This is a genomic window from uncultured Ruminococcus sp. (assembly GCA_902785355.1).
Taxonomy (GTDB): domain Bacteria; phylum Bacillota; class Clostridia; order Oscillospirales; family Acutalibacteraceae; genus Ruminococcoides.
On sequence record CACZYF010000036.1, the window covers coordinates 1 to 18,431 of the forward strand.

The following is an 18,431-nucleotide window of genomic DNA, read 5'->3' on the forward strand; positions in this document are numbered from 1 at the left end:
TAACAAATTTGTTAGCGAGAAATTTCGCAGAGCAAGGCGGAGGACGCAGGCATACTGGCGTATGTCAAGGACGACAACACCGCTATGCGGAATTTATCGAAATAAATGTTAAAGTGTTTTAATGATACTTAGTATAAGTCTAACCAATAATCGAAATCAGAATGAGATTATCTAATTAGTATCAGTGTTTAGCATCCGTTGAGGCTTCGGTCGGTTCTTCGAGAGGAGCGTCCTTCCATACGCCGTTTTCGATAACCTCATGCTTTGCGAGCTTATTATCGTTATTATAGGTAAACCTTTCGATCGCGTATCCCTTGTCATCGTAAAGGGTACGGGTCGCACCGTTCATCATGGTATAGTAGCCTTTCTCAGTCATAACGCCCTTATCATTGTAGACATAGGTGTAATAGTGCTGACCGATACCGTCGGCACGATAGGTTGTCTCCTTGACAAGACGATTCTGTTCATCATACTCATACAGAATATAATGGTCATAATTCTCGTCCTTATCGTAAACATCGAGTCGTGACAAATCACCGTTGTCGTTATAATACTTGCGCTCATAACCGATGACCTTACCGCCGTCGGTAGTGATCTTGTTTAGTTTACCTTCTTCATCCTTGGTAGAAGAACCGCTCCCGCCGCAGGCACACAATGAAAGGATCATCAAAGCAGTAATCAATAACGAAGCGATTCGAGTGATACTATTCATCTTCATCATTTGGTCTTAGAATGAAGCTTGACGGTACTGCCGCGCTTATCTACGGAAACCTCACCGACAACGTCCGTACCGTAGATGCGGTCGCCTGCGTCGCCGAGACCGGGAAGAATATAGCAGTTCTCGTTAAGTTTCTCATCCTTTGCCGCACAGAAGAGCTCAACGTCGGGATGCGCCTTGGTAAGGACGTCAATACCCTCGGGAGCGGCGATGATGCACAGGAACTTGATGGAGCGGGGATTGGAACGCTTGATGATCTGGATCGCGTCGACAGCGCTGCCACCGGTAGCCAGCATCGGATCGAGAACAAATACGTCTCTCTCCTCGATGTCACCGGGGAGCTTGTTGTAGTACTCGACAGGCTTATGGGTGATCTCATCTCTGTACAGACCGATGTGACCGACCTTAGCGGAAGGCACCATCGTCAGCATTGCGTCGAGCATACCGCAGCCGGCACGCAGAATCGGAACGAAAGCGAGCTTTCTGCCGGCGATCTTCTTCGCGATCATCTTAGCCATGGGCGTCTTGATCTCAACATCCTCGAGAGGGAGGTCGCGGGTCGCTTCATAGCACATCAGCATGGAGATCTCGGAGATCAGCTCGCGGAACTCTTTGGTAGGGGTATTCTCATCACGGAGAATCGCAAGCTTGTGCTGGATCAGCGGATGGTCAAAAATTGTTACTTTACTCATAATATATCCTTCTTTCTTTGATTTTTAAATGAATTTAGCTTCATAACGAATACTGATAAACAGCAGATAATCCTAATCTGCCTTATATCAGTGTTTCGTATCAAATGTGCCGTTCTCGATCGCAGTGATCATATTGACGCGGTTCTCGTGTCTGCCGCCGTCAAAGGGGGTGTTCAGGAAGATGGAGGCAAGCTTCACCGCCTTCTCCTCGCTGATAACTCTGCCGCCCATACACATAATATTGGCGTTGTTATGACGTCGGGTCATCTCGGCGCAGAACTCGTCGGTGCAAACCGCTGCACGGATTCCCTTAACCTTGTTTGCTGCCATCGAAACACCGATACCGGTACCGCAGCAAATGATACCGAACTCCGCCTCTCCGTCAGCGACGCTTTTCGCAACTTTATACGCATATTCGGGATAATCAACGCTGCCGGTTGTATAACAGCCAAAGTCGTGAAACTCAAAGCTATTCTCCTTCATATACTCGATGACGGCATTTTTGATATTGATACCGCCGTGGTCACAGCCGATTGCAATCATAATCATTTTCCTTTCTGTTTGGCGTTTCTTTCTCTCTCAGCCTGAGAAAGGCGGAGATAAGACGGCATGAGCGCCGCCGGAGAGAGTATCTCTCCCCTGTTATATGCTTCAAGAGCCGCTGCCGCTGTGGAAGCCGCTCGCTGAAAACGAATCTGTTCGGGTGCAAGTACGATATGATCGCTCTGAACCGCTCGGGATACAAGCTCGGCGCCGTCACCGACGAGCATGACCTGATCTGAATATGTATCGAGTTCCCTGATCAAATCATCTACGGCGATCGCCCTGTCCTCGGTCAATCGTTCAACCTTCATCCCGCTGACGCGAAAAACAGCGTTATAAACCTGTTGACGACGTGCGTCCATACACGCGGAAACGATACAATGATTCCCCAGGCAGTTATACGCCATGCTGAGCAAGGTAGAAACCGCTATACAGGGCTTGTCCGTCGCAAACGCCATTCCTTTCACTGCGCTGACGCCGATCCTGACGCCCGTAAATGAACCGGGACCGTTGTTTACGGCATAAGCATCGATCTCATCAGCTTTTTTACCGCTGATCGTAAGGACAGATTCTGTCATCGCCATCAGCGTTTGGCTGTGGGTAAAACCGGTATTCAGATAATAGTCGGCAATAATCCTACCGTTTTCCGTCAGACAGACCGAGGCGGGAGCGGCGGAGGAATCAACAGATAACATCAGCATACGCATCCAACCCCTCTATGGTAAAAATTCTTTCATTATCATGCTCGGTTTTACCGATCATAATACGGATACAGTCGGGTTCGAGTTCTTCTTCAATATTCTCGCTCCACTCGATAACAATGATTCCCCGGCCAAGATAGTCATAGAAACCGGTCGCGAAAAGATCGTCCGCGCTCGAGATGCGATACATATCGAAGTGATAAACGGGGTATTTACCGTCGTATGCGTTCACAATCGCAAACGTCGGACTGCTCACCCCTTCATCGATGCCGAGACCCGCACATAAACCGCGGGTAAACGCGGTCTTGCCGGCGCCGAGATCGCCGAACATAGCGATCTCCTCCTGACCTGTTAAAATCGAAGCGATACGTTTTCCGAGCGCTTCTGTATCCTTAGTTGATTGAGATAAAAACTGAATCATAACATTCTCCAAATTATCCTAATAAGTTATTTTATCACATTGAGTATCATTCATAATGCCCCAGAGGAATATTGAATCAATGTATTTACATCGGTTACAAAGATTTATCTTGTAATTACAAAACGGTTTCACTATAATAGATGATAGATTATTTCTGAAAGGAATACTATGACGGATTTCATTAAAGGACTGAAGAGATTCTTCACCAAATCCGACCTGATTCTTTGGCTTCTGGCGATATCTGCTTCGATCTACAGTCTCATGCTGATCAACTCCATGCAGCGGGCGTATGAATACAGCTTCTTAACGCCCCAGATACTGGCGTTGTGCATCGGTTATACGGCGGCAATCGTTCTGACCTTCATCGATTATGAGCATATCGCAAGGCTGTGGTGGTTCTTGATAGGGTTGTCGCTAGCCATGCTGATATTGGTATTCATCATCGGCAGAAACGTCGGAGGCACCGATGATACCGCGTGGATTACACTCCCCGGCGGATTATCGTTCCAGCCGTCGGAGCTGGTCAAGATCTTCTTCATCATCACATTCTCAAAGCATCTTCAATCACTTCGCGATACAGAGCTGCTTCATACCCCGGCAGGCGTGATCACCCTGCTTGTGCATATGGCGATCCCTGTCGTACTGATCCACATGCAAGGCGACGACGGAACGGTACTGATCTTCCTGTTCATGTTCCTAATCATGGCGTTCGTCGGCGGCGTACAGCTGAGATACTTTCTTATCATGCTGCTTCTGTTTGCGGCAGGTATCCCGATCATCTGGACATATTTTCTCAACGATGAGCACAAGAACCGCTTCACGGCGATTTTTGATATCGACGGCAACGCGATGACCAACTACGGATGGCAGCAATATCAGGGAAAGGTATCTGTCGCTTCGGGCGGGCTGACAGGAACGGGACTCGGTAACGGCGCGCGTGTAGCGTCGGGCATCGTACCCGAACAGGAGAACGACTTCATCTTCACTGTTGCGGGCGAAGAGCTCGGATTCATCGGCTGCATATTACTGTTGTTCCTGTTGCTTGCGATCTGCCTAAAGCTGATTTTGGACGCTGCTAAAGCACGAGATTATCTGGGCAAGATGATCTGCGTCGGGGTTTTCTCGATGATCGGCGTTCAAACGATCATCAACGTCGGCATGGTGCTGGGTCTCTTGCCGGTAGTCGGTATTACTCTCCCCTTCTTCTCATCGGGCGGTACGTCGCTGATGTCGGTTCTGATCGGGATCGGACTGGTACAGAGCGTATATTTCCACAAGGATACTGCCGACGCACCCGAAGGCAGGCTGAGAAATAACCGCTATAAATATATGACGCGATCATATTACAACTGATTAACTCATAAAATACAGGCTGTCACATTTCTGCGACAGCCTGTTCTTTAAGCAGATAATGATTAATTCATTTGAGTAAATCGCGTGCTCAGACGTCAGGCGTGAATCAATCAGAGGCTATTTAATCGTTTTTAGATACGCTTGCCTGCGTGGTATAAGAGTTATAGATCCAACAGTCGGCATAATCGCTCGACAGGGATATCTTCAAAGGTACGGTAAGCTGCATTTTTTTATTCTCAACATTATCCAGCATACCGGTAAAGTCGGCGATCGCCGTAATACCGGAAGCGGTAATCGAATCAAGCTTATCCTCGGGTCCGATCAGCGTGATATCTACGGTATTAGACGCAAACTCAACATTATATGCGGTTGCGTCGATACGATTGGATATGGTAGCTGTAACAAACTTTTGGCTGTAAGCGGACAGATCGACCGAAACCTGCGCTTCTTTATTCTCGGAAACAACCTTGCAGCCGGTCGGCGCCTTGATACTGATTTTTTTACTCTGGTTTTTGTTATCAAGCTCACTGAAATTCAGTGAATCAATGATAATAGTATCGTTCCCGATCGCTTTAAGGGTATCTGAAGGTCCGGCTATCGTGACCGTCTTGGGTGAGATCGTGATCTCGGGAACATTTTTTGAGGGACCGTTGACGGGCTTTACAGCAAGGTTAACGGTCTTTGTCGGCAGAGCTGTAACCTTCACTTCGACCTCGTTAACATCCTTCTTGATCATATCCGTCTCTTGGTCGGTCAGCTCATTGCCCGCTTCATCAAAAAACAGCAGCTTCTCGGTGAGCGTCTTGTCAAAATTCGCGTCAACGGCGGTTACGGTATCGACAATCGCAACGCTGTTGATCTTAGATACCTGTGTTGTCGGTCCCGATACCTTTACCGTAGCGGTAGAAAGCGCATAATCGACACTCAGCTTATCTTTGTTATCCTTATCCTTAAATTCGGCGGACATCTTATTATCGATGGTAAACTCTCTTTCAAGCTCATTGTCGACAAAGCACTCGATGCTCGGCGGATCAATGGACTCGATCGAGAATCCGGAGGTCAGGCTCGCGGGCGACGCGGTGAGATCCAGCGTATAAGAACCTGACGCCGTTAACTGACTTGACTGCTTGGAGGTGACTTTGATACTTTCTTCCGTAAGGTAAGCGACCTCAACGCGGCTCCCTTTGACCTTGACGGATACCTTCTCGTCGCCGCCCTTAAAGAGCTTCAGATCCTGATTGACAGCCGCTTCGGGCAATTCGATCGTTACGGGAACATCCTTGATGACTGCGGTGGAGTCGGTCTCATCATTGGTCTTGATCAGAAGCCATGCGGTGAAAGACAGGATAAACGCAAGCACCAGCAGTACGATATTATGAGAAAAAAAACGAGTTAAAAAGGATTGATTACGATTCATGATTCTTCTCCTTTTTACTCTTGAATAACGACGCAAAAAGGTTCGGACGCTCCTGTACCTCTTTGATCAACAGCTCAGAAAGCCTGTCATACAGCTGATTACGGCTGAGTCCTCGCCTCAGCTTACCGTTAATCGCAATCGAGATCGCGCCTGTCTCCTCGGAAACGACAACGATGACCGCGTCGGTCTCTTCGCTCATACCGATCGCAGCGCGATGACGTGTACCGAGCGATTGACTGACGTTCAGGCTCTTGGTCAAAGGCAAAATACAGCCTGCGGCAAGGATTTTTCCGTTGCGAATAATACACGCACCATCATGCAGCGGCGCTTTGTTGAAGAAGATATTGCCGAGTAAAGCGGGGGACGTATCGCTGTTAAGCATCGTTCCCGTTCCGGCGATCTCATTCAAAAGTCCGTCGCGTTCAAATACAATCAGCGCGCCGGTCTTAGTGCTTGAGAACACCGAGCAGGCGTCCGATACATCTCCGATCGCCTTAACTATATCTGTCTCAACGGACTGATTGCTCGGATAAGAGACGATATTCTTGAGCGTTTTATTTCTACCGAGACGCTCAAGACCCTGTCTGAGCTCCGGCTGAAAGATCACGACCAGCATGATCGCGGCAAACTGGAACAGTGAATGAAGGATATAATGCAGCATGGTCAGGTTAACGATTGAAGCGATCGCGTAAGCGACGAGCAGAACGACCAAGCCCTTTACCAGCTGACCGGATCGGCTCTGGCGAAACAGCTTAAACAGATAATATAAGATCAATGCGATAACGATGATGTCGATCGCGTCATTCACATGGAAATCCATCAGTGAACTGATGATTCGTTGCCACAAAGTTGCCATAATGCTCCCTTTTTATTACCGCAGAAGCGATAATACCACATAATCTTAATCTATTGTAGCACAGGGAACTTTTGATTGCAATAAGATTAGTTGATTTTTCTCAAAGAATTGACCAATATACCTCTGTCATATTCCGTTGAAAATACAGATGGCGCAATCCTGACGGTGCCGGTTTCAGACGTCCCTAACGTTTGATGTGCAAGAGGCGCACAGTGCAGACCGCCTCTGACACAGATATCATAGCTCTCGCCGAGGATTCGCGCGATCTCCTCACTGTTTTTTTCTTTGACATTAAGTGACAGCACGGGCGCGTTTCGGTCGAGCTGTGATATTTCGGTGTACATTTGAATCGAAGGAATTGTCGAAAACTGACGGTACAGCTGACGTATCCAAGAGGATTCCGAACGGTAAATCTTGTCGATTCCCCTGCTTGAAACAAAGCTAAGTCCAGATCCCAGCCCAATGATACCGGGAACATTCAGCGTACCCGCCTCCAGTCGATCGGGGTAATACCGCGGCATTTCATAGGACGACGACTCGCTGCCGGTACCGCCCTCCCTGAGCGTATCAATGATTCTATCATTCCCCAAAAGCAGCAGTCCTATGCCCATCGGTCCGTAAAGGTACTTATGTCCCGCGCAGCACACAAAATCATAGCCGTCTCTGTTGAGATCAATATCAAACATACCGGCACTTTGAGCTGCGTCAAGACAGAATAAGACTCCGTTGCTGTGAGCAAGGGCGCAGAGCCGTTCAACCGGTAATCGAGTGCCGAAAACATTAGAAGCATGCGTGCAGATCATGAGACGTGTGTGACTGTTGATCTTATCTCTGAAATGATGCAGGGTTTCTTCGTCATTCTCGCCTAATTCGGCAACAGAATAAGAGATGATTCCCTGTTCTTTAAGTCGATGGAGAGGACGGACGACTGCGTTGTGCTCCAAGGAGGATATAACGACATGATCGCCCTTACGCAAAACGCCCTTGATCACTGTATTCAGTGCCTCGGTACAGCCGCCGGTGAAGATCACACCCGTCTCATCATAAACTCCGAAAAATTCCTTCGCCTTTGTTCGGACATTGTATATCTTTTCCGCTGTTTTGAGTGACTGACGGTAACCGCCTCGTCCGGGGTTAAAACCATATCGGGACGACGCTTCGTGAACTGCGCGGATCACCTGTGGCGGCTTTGGATAGGTCGTCGCGGAGTTATCGAGATAGATCATGGCTACTCCCGTTCCGCTCTGCCGAGGACGCGAATGCCGTTACTGCGTAGGATCGTTTCTGCTTCATCGGTTTTACTCGGTACATATAGGCAGTAACCGCAGGAACGGACAGCGGCAGACTTCGGGGTACGCTGGATATAGGCGCGGATATGCTTGTTATCTAAAATACTTTTTGCCTTCATAGCATAGGTAACGGAAGGTAAGAGTATCAGTTCTTTTATCATAAATAAAACACCTCTGTTCCCTATCAGTTTATGACAGGAAAACAAAGGTGTTCATCAGTTTAACAGACAATGATTATGCTTCTTTCAGCAGATCGGACATGCTGTACAGTCCGGCGGGCTTGTCCTTCAGATAGACTGCCGCGTTCACCGCGCCTGCGGCAAAAACGCCTCTAGACTGTGCCTGGTGCTTGATCGATACGACCTCGTCATGACCCGCGAAGATGACCTCATGCTCGCCGACGATTGTACCGCCGCGAACGGAATGGATACCGATCTCGCTGTGCTCACGCTTCTTACGATAAGCATGGCGGTCATAGACATACTGCGTATCCCCCGCGACCTCCGAGATCGCGTCGGCGATCATCAGCGCCGTACCGGAGGGAGCGTCAAGCTTACGGTGATGGTGCTTTTCGATGATCTCAATATCAAAGGTACTGCTCAACGCCTTTGCCGCCATTTTCGACAGCTCAATCAGTACGTTGATACCCAGTGACATATTGCCGGAATAGAAGACGGGGATCAGCTTCGATGTATCCTTTATCTTCTGCACCTGATTCTCGGAAAAACCTGTCGTGCAAATAATGACCGGTATATTATTTCTGACAGCGAAATCAAGCATATCATCAAGCACCAGCGGATTGGAAAAGTCGATGATGGCGTCGGGCTTCTCCTGTACATCCACAAAGCAGGTGTAAACAGGATAAATACGCTCGCCCTCGGCAATATCGACACCGCAGGAAATCATCACATCATCACGTTCGTTGACGCAATCTTCAATATTCTGTCCCATCTTGCCGAGACAGCCGTTCAGTAATATTTTCAACATTTTTCTTTCCCCCTATAAGGCAACAGGGCGATTACTCGCCCTGTGTTAAATCATGCGTATTTACCGATCAGGTTATACTTCTGCAGGCAATCCTTGAGATCGTGATAGCCCGAATAGCTCATCGGAACAAGCGGCAGACGGCACTCGCCGGCATTGAAGCCGATCAGGTTCATCGCAGTCTTGACCGGAATCGGGTTAACGTCGGAGAACATGATATCCATCAGCTCAACGTAATGGAAATTGAGCTTCGCCGCCTCGACAAAGTTATTGTTCAGGCAGAGCTCACAGATCTCGTGCATCTCCTTCGGGCAGAAATTAGAGAATACGGAAATAACGCCGAGAGCGCCCAGCGACATGAAGGGCACGGTCTGGTCATCGTTACCGGAGTAGATATCCAGCTTGTCGCCGCACAGAGAACGGGTCTGGGAAACGGAAGAGATATCGCCGTTCGCTTCTTTGGTCGCGACGATATTCTCATGCTTGCACAGCTCCGCGTAGGTCTTAGGCTTGATGTTACAGCCGGTACGGGACGGAACATTGTACAGGATCAGCGGCAGATCGATATTATCCGCGATCGTGGTGAAGTGACGGATCAGACCTGTCTGGGAAGTTTTATTATAATAGGGCGTGACGGAAAGCAGCGCGTCGGCACCGGAAGCCTCGGCGGACTTACTCAGCTCAATTGCGGTATTGGTATCATTGGAGCCGGTACCTGCGATAACGGGGATACGTCCGTTGATACGCTCGCACACGAACGAGAGCACCTCGCAGTGCTCCTTAACGGTCAGGGTAGCCGCCTCGCCGGTCGTACCGCAGGCGATGATCGCGTCGGTACCGTTCTCGACCTGGAACTCGAGCAGACGCGCCAGCTCCTCATAGTTGACGGAGCCGTCGGAATGCATCGGAGTAATCAGCGCAACACCTGCGCCCTTGAAGATAGGCTTTTTCATCAGAATTCCTCCAAGAAATTATGTTGAACTCAATTATCAGTCCATGTAGCCCTCGGCACACAGCAGCTCTGCCATCAGGACAGCGCCGCCTGCAGCACCGCGGAGGGTATTGTGGGACATACATACGAATTTCATATCATACTGGGTATCGGGTCTGAGTCTGCCGACAGAAATCGCCATACCGCCCTCGAGATTACGCTCGGACTTGATCTGAGGTCTGTCGGGTTCGGTGAAGTAATGCAGAAACTGCTTGGGAGCGGAGGGAAGCTCGAGCTCCTGGGCTCTGCCCTTGTAGTTGTTCCAAACCTCGATGATCTCTTCGACAGAAGGCTTCTCATCAACGCCGAAGCTCATAAATACCGCCGCGGTATGACCGTCTGAAACAGGGACGCGCAGACACTGAGAGGTGATCGCGATGTCGTCGGCGTTTACGATCTTATCGCCTTCGATATGACCCCACAGCTTCAGGGGCTCCTGCTCACTCTTCTCTTCCTCGCCGCCGATATACGGGATGAGGTTATCGACCATCTCGGGCCAGCGCTCGAAGGTCTTGCCTGCGCCGGAGATCGCCTGGTAGGTACACGCGAGAACCTTGTTGACTTTATACTTTTCCTTTAAGGGATGGATCGCGGGAACATAGCTCTGCAGGGAGCAGTTGGACTTAACGGCGATGAAGCCGCGCTTGGTGCCCAGACGCTTGCGCTGCGCGTGGATGATCTCGGCATGTTCGGGATTGATCTCGGGAACGATCATCGGAACATCGGGTGTACCGCGGTTCGCGGAGTTATTGGATATGACGGGGCACTCAGCCTTCGCGTACGCTTCCTCGAGCGCCTTGATCTCGTCCTTCTTCATATCGACGGCGCAGAATACGAAGTCGACCTTCGCGGCGACTGCCTCTACATCAGCAGCATCCATCATGACCATATCTTTGATATTCTCGGGGATCGGAGCGGTCATCGCCCATCTGCCCTCTACCGCCTCAGCATAGGTTTTACCCGCGGAACGCTTGGAAGCGGCGATAGCGGTCACCTTAAACCAAGGATGATTTTCAAGCAGCAGCGAGAAGCGCTGACCTACCATACCGGTGGCACCGATGATGCCGACGTTATAAGTTTTCATCATAAATTCCTCCCAAATTTCAAAAAACAGTTGTCTTTTCATTCATAATAATATATTATATGACTAGTGAAAAGATACTTTGAATCAACCTTTCTCAACCTATAATATACCATTCATCAGCACATTTGTCAATTTCAAATGTGTAATCTTATGAAATAATTGCATGTAGAGGTCCATTGCATGAAAACCAGTGATTTTTTCTATGAACTGCCGCAGGAGCAGATCGCACAGACACCGATCGAGCCGAGGGATCATTCAAGATTGATGGTACTGCACCGTGAAAGCGACAATATTGAACACAAGCATTTCTATGATATCATCGATTATCTGAACAAAGGCGATACGCTGATCGTCAACGACAGCCGCGTTATTCCCGCCCGAATCTACGGATATAAGGAGGACACCGGCGCAAAGATCGAATTTCTCCTGCTCCGACAGCTGGACGGCAAGCGGTGGGAAACACTCGTAAAACCGGGTAAAAAGGCAAAGCCCGGTACCCGCTTCATTTTCGGTGACGGCCTTTTGACCGCCGAGGTCATCGAAGTGACGGATGACGGCAACCGTATCGTTGAACTCAACAGCGAAGAGAATATCTATGCAACGCTCGATAAGATCGGTCAGATGCCTCTCCCTCCCTATATTACCGAGAAGCTCGAGGATCAGGAGCGTTACCAGACGGTATATTCCCATGAGCTGGGCTCCGCCGCCGCTCCTACAGCCGGTCTGCACTTTACAAATGAACTGCTTGACAAAATCCGAGAGAAAGGCGTCAACATTGGATATGTCACCTTACACGTGGGACTCGGTACATTCCGTCCAGTGAAGGTGGATGATGTAACAAAGCACAAGATGCACAGCGAGCACTATGAAATCCCTGCAGAGACCGCTGAACTGATCAAACGAACGAAAGCGTCGGGTAAGCGCGTGATTGCGGTCGGTACGACCTCCTGCCGTACACTCGAGAGCGTCGCGGCTCAGGGTGAGTTACTCGCCTGTGACGGTTTCACGGATATCTTCATCTATCCCGGCTTTAAGTTTAAAGTACTTGACGGCTTGATCACAAACTTCCATCTGCCCGAAAGTACGCTGATTATGTTGGTCTCCGCTTTCTACGGTTATGACAAAACTATGCGCGCCTACAATATTGCCGTCAAGGAAAACTACCGCTTCTTCTCATTCGGCGACGCGATGGCGATTCTGTAAATCACTTTGTTAAGATAAGGAATCATTATGTATAAGCTGATTAAAATAGAAGGAAATGCACGACGCGGCGAATTCACCACCGTTCACGGTACGGTGCAAATGCCTGCGTTTATGAACGTTGCGACCTGCGGGGCGATCAAAGGCGGACTCTCTGCTTATGATCTGCAAAATATCAAAACCCAGGTCATGCTGAGCAACACCTATCACCTGCATCTTCGTCCAGGAGATGAGACAGTTCGAAAGCTCGGCGGACTGCACAAGATGACAGGCTGGAACGGCGTGATCCTCACCGATTCCGGCGGCTTCCAGGTTTTTTCCCTCGCAAAGCTGAACAATATCAAGGAAGAAGGCGTCATCTTCAACTCCCATATTGACGGCAGGCGCATCTTCATGGGACCCGAGGAGAGTATGCGTATCCAGTCAAATCTGGGTTCAACGATCGCAATGGCGTTTGATGAATGCGTCGAGAATCCCGCTCCCTACGAATACGCGAAGGCTTCGGTCAAGCGTACTACCAACTGGCTCAATCGCTGCAAGGCGGAGATGGACAGGCTGAACTCTCTTGAGGACACGATCAATCCGCATCAGATGCTCTTCGGCATCAACCAGGGCGCGACGTACCGCGATCTGAGAATCGACCACATGAAGGAGATCGCGGAGCTCGGACTCGACGGCTACGCCATCGGCGGGTTAGCGGTCGGTGAACCGGCAGAAACGATGTACGAAATCATTGAGGCTGTTGAACCCTTTGCTCCTGTTGACAAGCCGCGGTACTTGATGGGAGTCGGCACACCGGTCAATATTCTGGAGGCGGTTTATCGCGGCGTCGATCTGTTCGACTGCGTGATGCCCTCGCGTAACGCAAGACACGGTCATCTCTTCACTTGGAGCGGTGTGATCAATATCAACAACGCGAAATATGAGCTCGATGATAATCCCATCGACAGCTTCTGCGATTGTCCCGTGTGTCAGCGACATTCCCGCGCCTATATCCGTCATCTGCTCAAAGCCAAGGAAATGCTCGGAATGCGGCTTGCCGTCATGCATAACCTTTACTTCTACAACACTTTGATGGAGCGTATCCGCGAGCATCTTGACAACGGAACCTTTTCACATTTCTACAGGGAAAACCGCTTGATTCTCGATAAACGGATTTAGGGCTTGCAAAATCAGGAAAATGCTGTTATAATAATTTGGTATTCTTATCAGAAAGGATGTTTTACATATGTTTAATGCTCAAGGCGGCGGAAATATGTGGTTAATGATACTGATGTGGGGCGGCTTGCTCGTCGTATTCTATTTTCTGCTGATCCGTCCGAACTCAAAGAAGCAAAAGCGCGAACAGGAAATGCGCAACAATATCAAGATCGGCGATGAGATCACTACTATCGGCGGTATCCAGGGTCGTATCATCGCTGTCAAGGAGAACGAGGACGCTTTCGTTATCGAGACCGGTCCCGACCGTACAAAGATGAAGTTTAAGAAATGGGCGATCTCAAGCAACGACACCGCCACCGCATCCGAGGAGCAGGCTAAGGCTGATAAGCTCCAGGAGCTCAAGGAGAAGCGTGCCGCAAAAAAAGCTGCCAAAGAAGCCGCGAAGGAAGAAAAGAACAATCAGTTATAATCCTCATAAAAATCATCACCCCTGCATACGTTATACAGGGGTGATTTTTTATGTCCTTTTTTAAAGAAAACAGTGGCAGAATTTGGATAGCCTGTGCGGTCGGCATTATATCGTCAATCTGTATCACAACGGTTCTGATGTGTATTTGCGCTGTCGTACTCAATTATCTGTCAGGCATACCTTACGGAATAGTTGATTATCTGACAGTAATCTTCCTTGCGATCGGCGTTTTGATCGGATCGTATATTGCCGCGGCAATCATGAAAAGCGGCGGATTGATGATCGGACTGATCGTCGGAGCGGTCATCCTGTTGATTACTCTTGCGTTCGGATTCGGTTTCGGCGACGGAAATATCGGAATACTTACCGCGATCCGTACAGGCGTACTGTTACTATGCGGCGCTGCGGGAGGAATCAAGGGAGTCAACCGTAAAGAACGTATCCGAATCAAGTAAGAAGCTCCGCAAATTCTGTCGGAATATCGCTGTGTATTTGAATCAGTTCATGCGTGTCAGGGTGACAAAACGAAACCTCGGAGCAATGCAGCGCTTGTCTTGTGATAAATCCCAGGCTTCCCCCGTATAGGTCGTCGCCTGCGAGCGGGTGACCGAGCCGACTCATGTGACAGCGTATCTGATGCGTTCTACCGGTCTCAATCGTCACACGGCACAAGGTATGTCCGTTACCGCAGCGGATCGGTTTATAATGTGTGACCGCGTGATCGCCGTCCTCGCGCACACAGCGACGAATTGTACTGTCATTTTCAAGCGCAATCGGCATATCGATCGTACCCGAAGTCGAGATAATCCCTTCGCATACGGCGTAATACACCTTATTTACAGTAGGTTGAACCAAAGAATATGTCACACGATCCTTTGAAATGATAACGATACCGGAGGTATCCTTATCCAAACGATTCAGAGCACGAAACACATACGTCTCTCCCTTTTGTCGCTGATATGCCGCTATGACATTAGCCAAAGTGTCAAGCTGGTGGATCTTCGTCGGATGTACAGGCATACCGGCAGATTTATTAACGATCAGCAGTCGGTCATCTTCAAAAAGGATATCGAGCTTGCCCGCTACAGGCTCGATCAGATTTACCTCTTTCGGTAAATCAACGATCACAAGATCATCCGTGTGAAGAATATCATGTGCTCGAAGCATCTCGCCGTTGCGCGTAATTCCCGTACCCGATTTTTTTAAAACCGTCATGGAGCGGGCAGATAAGCCGATTTCCTGTCTGAGAAAGGTTTTAGCCGTTTTACCGTCATGCTCGATGCCGACTCGGAATGTATATACGCCTACAGCCATAGGTGACGTACCAGAAGAAACGCCGCAACCTGTGCGGTAAAGATCAGCGGAATACCGACCATGAACAACGGTTTACGTGTTTTATGGTGGATCGTCAGCATCGTAAGATACATGAGAGGCGATCCGCCTAAGACGGAGATCAGCATCAAGGTTCGTTCTTTAACACGCCATGAGCCGCGTTCTGCGGCATTTTTGTCATGCACGGTAACGATAATCGCGATCAGATTGATCATAAATAAGTAAAGATAAAAGTATTTCAAAACAACCTCGGAGTGATATAATATGATGAAAAGGATATTGCCGATATTATTATCGTTCCTGTTCCTCACGGGAGCGATACTGTTTGTCGCGGGCAAGCGAACACAGCCGCCTAAAAACGATCGAAAAATGACCGCTACGGCAGATGAAGTTAGAAAGCCGCAGGAAATGCGCGGTATCTGGGTTACATATATGACACTCGACGTCGAGAATGAAGCGGACAAGGAGGATGCGTTCAAGACGAAGATCGATAAGATAATCAAGGATATGGAAAACGCGGCGCTGAATACGATGGTAGTTCAGATCCGCCCATTTTCCGACGCGCTTTATCCCTCGCGGTACTATCCGTGGTCCCATATCCTAACGGGAACTCAAGGTAAAGATCCCGGGTATGATCCGCTCGACTACATCATCACACAAGCTCATGCTCATGAAATCGCCGTACAAGCGTGGCTCAATCCCTATCGAATCTCAACGAGAGAAACGCCCGCAGAGCTCAGCAACGATCATCCATATATAAAGGATCCATCCATCGGCGTAGAGATCAACGGCGATCTATATCTGAATCCCGCCTCGGACAAGGCACGGGAGCTGATCGTCAACGGTGCTAGGGAAATCACGGAAAATTACGACGTAGACGGGATCCAATTCGACGACTATTTCTACCCGCCTGACTGCGGAGACTTCGACAGCGAGGATTACGAACGATACAAAAATACTACCGCTTCTCCCCTATCCTTGGAGAAATTTCGTAAGGAGAATGTTAACATGATGATCCGGGAAGTGTATCAAGCAGTCCATGATGCGAATCCGAACACGGTATTCGGTATATCGCCGCAGGGTAATCTCGATAATAACGCGGGATTATATGCGGATGTTGTGAAATGGTGTACCGAGGCGGGTTATATCGACTATATCTGTCCTCAGATCTATTTTTCGCTCGATAATCCTGCGCTGACCTTTGAGGAAGGACTAAAGGACTGGCTTGAGCTAAAATACGTAAAGGGCGTAGATTTATATATCGGCTTACCCGCCTATAAAGCGGGAACAGACGCCGACAGCGGAACCTGGCTTGATAACAACGACATACTGAAAACAGAAATCGAGATCTGTCGGGAGAAAAAGACCCGCGGCTTTATACTATACAGCTATGACAGTCTTCATAATGAAGAAAACGCTGAGGAGATACAGAACGTTATGCGTTATCTGACGACTTCTCCGACGCAGTAATCGTCATGTGCTTCGGTAATATATACATCCGCAAGATCTCCGCTCCGAACGGAGTCATCCTGAACTTTGATCTTTGTATAATTCTTGGTATAGCCCTCCATAGAGCCATCCTTCGTTTTTGATTCAAAAAGAACAGATTCTGTGAGTCCGACCTGAGACTGCATGAAGCGCTTCTGCTCCTCCAGCGTATGAGCGATCATTATATCGGCACGTTCATGCTTGATCTTCTCGTCGATATGACCGTCCAATTTATCAGCGAGGGTTCCTTTACGACGTGAGTACGGGAAAACATGAGTTTTCGCAAAACCGATTTGATCACAAAAAGCAACAGAAGAATTGAAATCCTCCTCTGTCTCCCCTACAAACCCAACCATAACGTCGGTTGTGATGGAGGGATTATCAAAAAGGCGACGAATATCACCGACAATACGCGCATACTCAGCGGTATCGTAATGGCGGTGCATCCGCTTCAGCGTATTATCACAGCCCGCCTGCAGACTGAGATGAAAATGAGGACAAAACTTTGTTTCGTTCGCTAAACGACAAAGGATGTCTTCGGTCATGCGCTCAGGCTCGATCGAACCGAGGCGTACTCGCTCAATGCCATCCAGCTCACATACGGCATGAACAGCGTCGTCAATTCCAAGGTTTAGCTCTTGTCCGTAGGCGCTTAGGTTGATACCTACCAGCACAACTTCCTTAAAGCCGTTCTTTGCAAGCTCTCTTGCTTCTTCACGCAGAATGTCAAGCGGCTTGGAGCGCACGCGACCGCGGGCATAAGGAATGATACAGTAGGTGCAGAAGCGATTACAGCCGTCCTGAATTTTGATACAAGCACGGGTCCGTTCGTTGAACGCTGAGATCTTCATCGGCTCGAACGCTTCATCCTTTTTGTGCTCACCGATACGAATGATCGGTTCACGGTTCATGAGATATTCTTCGATCAAAGGGACGATCTCGCGGCGGGCTGTATTGCCCATAACGATATCACAACCGCTGAAAAGCTCCGTTTGATCGGCAAAAGCTTGCGGCATACAGCCGCAAAGCACAATGATACAGTCGGGATTCTCCCGCCTTACGCGGTTGATATACTTGCGATTCTTAGCATCTCCGGTCGATGTTACGGTACATGAATTGATGATGCAAATATCGCTGTCGGTATAATCGACTGCTTTTTGATAACCGGATGAGGTCAGCAGCTCCGACATCACCTCGGATTCATACTGATTTACCTTACAGCCTAATGTAATAATATAAAATTTCAAATAAAATCACCACGAAAAATGTAGAAATATTCAGCGCTTTTGCTGTTGATAAAGAGTGAATTTCGTGCTAATATAGAAGCGTTCAAAATTTTGGAGGCGTTACTATGTACAGCACGAAAATTATGATCCACGGCGTAGACGCGGCGAGAGCCTTTGTCGCCATGACCGCAAAATACCCCAAGGTCAAGATCGTTCTCAACCATAATGAGTATTCTATCGACGCTCATTCGATCATCGGCGTCTTATCCCTCGATCTCACCAAGCCGATCGACATCGAAGCGGACGGTGAAAACCTGGACAGCTTCATCGAGGATTTAAAGACCTTTACAGTATAATGATTTTTGCGTAAAATGTCAAATCACCCGGGCGTTATGCTCGGGTGATTCTTTATACTAATCCTTAATAAAAACCTTTATCATCTATTGCGCTATATTTCGTATAGCTTTGTTGGGCTCCTTGACAGGCGCCAGCCTGTCTGCGTCTCC

General features: G+C 48.8%; 22 protein-coding genes. 7 read left to right on the plus strand and 15 right to left on the minus strand.

Annotated features, from left to right (window positions below):
* Window positions 1-181: 181 nt before the first annotated feature.
* The 5 genes from R2I50_RS08300 to tsaE all read right to left on the minus strand — a co-directional run bounded on the left by R2I50_RS08300 (window position 182) and on the right by tsaE (window position 3,075).
* The gene (locus R2I50_RS08300; protein WP_316608686.1) at window positions 182-712 is read right to left on the minus strand and encodes a hypothetical protein; all 531 of its coding nucleotides are present in this window, start codon (window positions 710-712) and stop codon (window positions 182-184) included.
* A gap of 5 nt (window positions 713-717) precedes the next feature.
* Window positions 718-1,410: a uracil phosphoribosyltransferase gene (gene upp / locus R2I50_RS08305; protein ID WP_316608687.1), complete on the minus strand. Its 693-nt coding sequence runs from the start codon at window positions 1,408-1,410 to the stop codon at window positions 718-720.
* An 87-nt stretch (window positions 1,411-1,497) separates the two neighbouring features.
* Window positions 1,498-1,953, minus strand: coding sequence for a ribose 5-phosphate isomerase B (rpiB, locus tag R2I50_RS08310; protein ID WP_316608688.1), 456 nt, complete (start codon window positions 1,951-1,953; stop codon window positions 1,498-1,500).
* A gap of 2 nt (window positions 1,954-1,955) precedes the next feature.
* Window positions 1,956-2,654, minus strand: a complete 699-nt coding sequence (gene tsaB, locus R2I50_RS08315; RefSeq protein ID WP_316608689.1) for a tRNA (adenosine(37)-N6)-threonylcarbamoyltransferase complex dimerization subunit type 1 TsaB — start codon at window positions 2,652-2,654, stop codon at window positions 1,956-1,958.
* Window positions 2,635-3,075 (minus strand): tRNA (adenosine(37)-N6)-threonylcarbamoyltransferase complex ATPase subunit type 1 TsaE, encoded by a 441-nt coding sequence (gene tsaE, locus R2I50_RS08320; protein WP_316608690.1) that lies wholly within the window; start codon window positions 3,073-3,075, stop codon window positions 2,635-2,637. The genes tsaB and tsaE overlap by 20 nt, the downstream gene beginning before the upstream one ends.
* A 168-nt stretch (window positions 3,076-3,243) precedes the next feature.
* Here tsaE and R2I50_RS08325 point away from each other — a divergent pair, with 168 nt between their 5' ends.
* Window positions 3,244-4,428 carry an FtsW/RodA/SpoVE family cell cycle protein gene (locus R2I50_RS08325; RefSeq protein WP_316608691.1) on the plus strand — a complete coding sequence of 395 codons (1,185 nt, stop codon included), beginning with the start codon at window positions 3,244-3,246 and terminating at the stop codon, window positions 4,426-4,428.
* 121 nt (window positions 4,429-4,549) lie between these two features.
* On the opposite strand, the gene R2I50_RS08330 is transcribed toward R2I50_RS08325, so the two are convergent.
* From R2I50_RS08330 to asd, 7 genes are all read right to left on the minus strand, one after another.
* On the minus strand, window positions 4,550-5,845 hold the full coding sequence (locus R2I50_RS08330) for a hypothetical protein (RefSeq protein WP_316608692.1): 1,296 nt from the start codon (window positions 5,843-5,845) through the stop codon (window positions 4,550-4,552).
* Window positions 5,835-6,701: a diadenylate cyclase CdaA gene (gene cdaA / locus R2I50_RS08335; protein ID WP_316608693.1), complete on the minus strand. Its 867-nt coding sequence runs from the start codon at window positions 6,699-6,701 to the stop codon at window positions 5,835-5,837. Before cdaA ends, R2I50_RS08330 begins: the two co-directional genes overlap by 11 nt.
* An 86-nt stretch (window positions 6,702-6,787) precedes the next feature.
* Window positions 6,788-7,927 (minus strand): aminotransferase class V-fold PLP-dependent enzyme, encoded by a 1,140-nt coding sequence (locus R2I50_RS08340; protein WP_316608694.1) that lies wholly within the window; start codon window positions 7,925-7,927, stop codon window positions 6,788-6,790.
* 2 nt (window positions 7,928-7,929) lie between these two features.
* On the minus strand, window positions 7,930-8,151 hold the full coding sequence (locus R2I50_RS08345; protein WP_316608695.1) for a DUF3343 domain-containing protein: 222 nt from the start codon (window positions 8,149-8,151) through the stop codon (window positions 7,930-7,932).
* Between the two features lie 73 nt (window positions 8,152-8,224).
* Window positions 8,225-8,977, minus strand: a complete 753-nt coding sequence (dapB, locus tag R2I50_RS08350) for a 4-hydroxy-tetrahydrodipicolinate reductase (protein WP_316608696.1) — start codon at window positions 8,975-8,977, stop codon at window positions 8,225-8,227.
* Between the two features lie 50 nt (window positions 8,978-9,027).
* Window positions 9,028-9,927 carry a 4-hydroxy-tetrahydrodipicolinate synthase gene (gene dapA, locus R2I50_RS08355; protein WP_316608697.1) on the minus strand — a complete coding sequence of 300 codons (900 nt, stop codon included), beginning with the start codon at window positions 9,925-9,927 and terminating at the stop codon, window positions 9,028-9,030.
* Between the two features lie 36 nt (window positions 9,928-9,963).
* Window positions 9,964-11,049, minus strand: coding sequence for an aspartate-semialdehyde dehydrogenase (gene asd, locus R2I50_RS08360; RefSeq protein WP_316608707.1), 1,086 nt, complete (start codon window positions 11,047-11,049; stop codon window positions 9,964-9,966).
* Window positions 11,050-11,229: 180 nt separating this feature from the next.
* On the opposite strand from asd, the gene queA reads away from it, so the two are divergent.
* The 4 genes from queA (at window position 11,230) to R2I50_RS08380 (ending at window position 14,334) form a co-directional block, all read left to right on the plus strand.
* Entirely contained in the window at window positions 11,230-12,252 is a 1,023-nt protein-coding gene (gene queA, locus R2I50_RS08365) for a tRNA preQ1(34) S-adenosylmethionine ribosyltransferase-isomerase QueA (protein ID WP_316608698.1), read from the plus strand.
* 27 nt (window positions 12,253-12,279) lie between these two features.
* Window positions 12,280-13,410, plus strand: a complete 1,131-nt coding sequence (gene tgt, locus R2I50_RS08370; protein ID WP_316608699.1) for a tRNA guanosine(34) transglycosylase Tgt — start codon at window positions 12,280-12,282, stop codon at window positions 13,408-13,410.
* A gap of 94 nt (window positions 13,411-13,504) precedes the next feature.
* Window positions 13,505-13,879, plus strand: coding sequence for a preprotein translocase subunit YajC (yajC, locus tag R2I50_RS08375; protein ID WP_316608700.1), 375 nt, complete (start codon window positions 13,505-13,507; stop codon window positions 13,877-13,879).
* A gap of 50 nt (window positions 13,880-13,929) precedes the next feature.
* The gene (locus R2I50_RS08380) at window positions 13,930-14,334 is read left to right on the plus strand and encodes a TIGR04086 family membrane protein (protein WP_316608701.1); all 405 of its coding nucleotides are present in this window, start codon (window positions 13,930-13,932) and stop codon (window positions 14,332-14,334) included.
* On the opposite strand, the gene R2I50_RS08385 is transcribed toward R2I50_RS08380, so the two are convergent.
* Together R2I50_RS08385 and R2I50_RS08390 are read right to left on the minus strand one after the other, a co-directional pair.
* Complete coding sequence (locus R2I50_RS08385; RefSeq protein ID WP_316608702.1) at window positions 14,327-15,193, minus strand: RluA family pseudouridine synthase; 867 nt, start codon at window positions 15,191-15,193, stop codon at window positions 14,327-14,329. The genes R2I50_RS08380 and R2I50_RS08385 overlap by 8 nt on opposite strands.
* A complete protein-coding gene (locus R2I50_RS08390; protein WP_316608703.1) occupies window positions 15,184-15,453 on the minus strand; it encodes a DUF1294 domain-containing protein in 270 nt (89 codons plus the stop codon). The genes R2I50_RS08385 and R2I50_RS08390 overlap by 10 nt, the downstream gene beginning before the upstream one ends.
* 22 nt (window positions 15,454-15,475) lie before the next feature.
* Between R2I50_RS08390 and R2I50_RS08395 the strand changes: the two genes are divergently transcribed.
* The gene (locus tag R2I50_RS08395) at window positions 15,476-16,681 is read left to right on the plus strand and encodes a family 10 glycosylhydrolase (RefSeq protein ID WP_316608704.1); all 1,206 of its coding nucleotides are present in this window, start codon (window positions 15,476-15,478) and stop codon (window positions 16,679-16,681) included.
* Here the strand turns inward: R2I50_RS08395 and mtaB are convergent.
* A complete protein-coding gene (mtaB, locus tag R2I50_RS08400; protein ID WP_316608705.1) occupies window positions 16,654-17,946 on the minus strand; it encodes a tRNA (N(6)-L-threonylcarbamoyladenosine(37)-C(2))-methylthiotransferase MtaB in 1,293 nt (430 codons plus the stop codon). The two genes, R2I50_RS08395 and mtaB, sit on opposite strands and share 28 nt — an antisense overlap.
* 104 nt (window positions 17,947-18,050) lie before the next feature.
* On the opposite strand from mtaB, the gene R2I50_RS08405 reads away from it, so the two are divergent.
* The gene (locus R2I50_RS08405) at window positions 18,051-18,281 is read left to right on the plus strand and encodes an HPr family phosphocarrier protein (RefSeq protein ID WP_316608706.1); all 231 of its coding nucleotides are present in this window, start codon (window positions 18,051-18,053) and stop codon (window positions 18,279-18,281) included.
* The last annotated feature ends 150 nt before the right edge of the window (window positions 18,282-18,431 follow it).

What these genes read in the sequence shown, in the direction of transcription:
- R2I50_RS08385 (WP_316608702.1), bottom strand. Translation starts at nt 15,193, where the DNA reads ATGGCTGTAGGCGTATATACATTCCGAGTCGGCATCGAGCATGACGGT.
- asd (WP_316608707.1), bottom strand. Translation starts at nt 11,049, where the DNA reads ATGAAAACTTATAACGTCGGCATCATCGGTGCCACCGGTATGGTAGGT.
- R2I50_RS08340 (WP_316608694.1), bottom strand. Translation starts at nt 7,927, where the DNA reads ATGATCTATCTCGATAACTCCGCGACGACCTATCCAAAGCCGCCACAG.
- R2I50_RS08380 (WP_316608701.1), top strand. Translation starts at nt 13,930, where the DNA reads ATGTCCTTTTTTAAAGAAAACAGTGGCAGAATTTGGATAGCCTGTGCG.
- R2I50_RS08330 (WP_316608692.1), bottom strand. Translation starts at nt 5,845, where the DNA reads ATGAATCGTAATCAATCCTTTTTAACTCGTTTTTTTTCTCATAATATC.
- cdaA (WP_316608693.1), bottom strand. Translation starts at nt 6,701, where the DNA reads ATGGCAACTTTGTGGCAACGAATCATCAGTTCACTGATGGATTTCCAT.
- tsaB (WP_316608689.1), bottom strand. Translation starts at nt 2,654, where the DNA reads ATGCTGATGTTATCTGTTGATTCCTCCGCCGCTCCCGCCTCGGTCTGT.
- R2I50_RS08345 (WP_316608695.1), bottom strand. Translation starts at nt 8,151, where the DNA reads ATGATAAAAGAACTGATACTCTTACCTTCCGTTACCTATGCTATGAAG.
- upp (WP_316608687.1), bottom strand. Translation starts at nt 1,410, where the DNA reads ATGAGTAAAGTAACAATTTTTGACCATCCGCTGATCCAGCACAAGCTT.
- tgt (WP_316608699.1), top strand. Translation starts at nt 12,280, where the DNA reads ATGTATAAGCTGATTAAAATAGAAGGAAATGCACGACGCGGCGAATTC.
- R2I50_RS08325 (WP_316608691.1), top strand. Translation starts at nt 3,244, where the DNA reads ATGACGGATTTCATTAAAGGACTGAAGAGATTCTTCACCAAATCCGAC.
- dapB (WP_316608696.1), bottom strand. Translation starts at nt 8,977, where the DNA reads ATGTTGAAAATATTACTGAACGGCTGTCTCGGCAAGATGGGACAGAAT.
- R2I50_RS08405 (WP_316608706.1), top strand. Translation starts at nt 18,051, where the DNA reads ATGTACAGCACGAAAATTATGATCCACGGCGTAGACGCGGCGAGAGCC.
- yajC (WP_316608700.1), top strand. Translation starts at nt 13,505, where the DNA reads ATGTGGTTAATGATACTGATGTGGGGCGGCTTGCTCGTCGTATTCTAT.
- tsaE (WP_316608690.1), bottom strand. Translation starts at nt 3,075, where the DNA reads ATGATTCAGTTTTTATCTCAATCAACTAAGGATACAGAAGCGCTCGGA.
- dapA (WP_316608697.1), bottom strand. Translation starts at nt 9,927, where the DNA reads ATGAAAAAGCCTATCTTCAAGGGCGCAGGTGTTGCGCTGATTACTCCG.
- R2I50_RS08300 (WP_316608686.1), bottom strand. Translation starts at nt 712, where the DNA reads ATGAATAGTATCACTCGAATCGCTTCGTTATTGATTACTGCTTTGATG.
- queA (WP_316608698.1), top strand. Translation starts at nt 11,230, where the DNA reads ATGAAAACCAGTGATTTTTTCTATGAACTGCCGCAGGAGCAGATCGCA.
- rpiB (WP_316608688.1), bottom strand. Translation starts at nt 1,953, where the DNA reads ATGATTGCAATCGGCTGTGACCACGGCGGTATCAATATCAAAAATGCC.
- R2I50_RS08395 (WP_316608704.1), top strand. Translation starts at nt 15,476, where the DNA reads ATGATGAAAAGGATATTGCCGATATTATTATCGTTCCTGTTCCTCACG.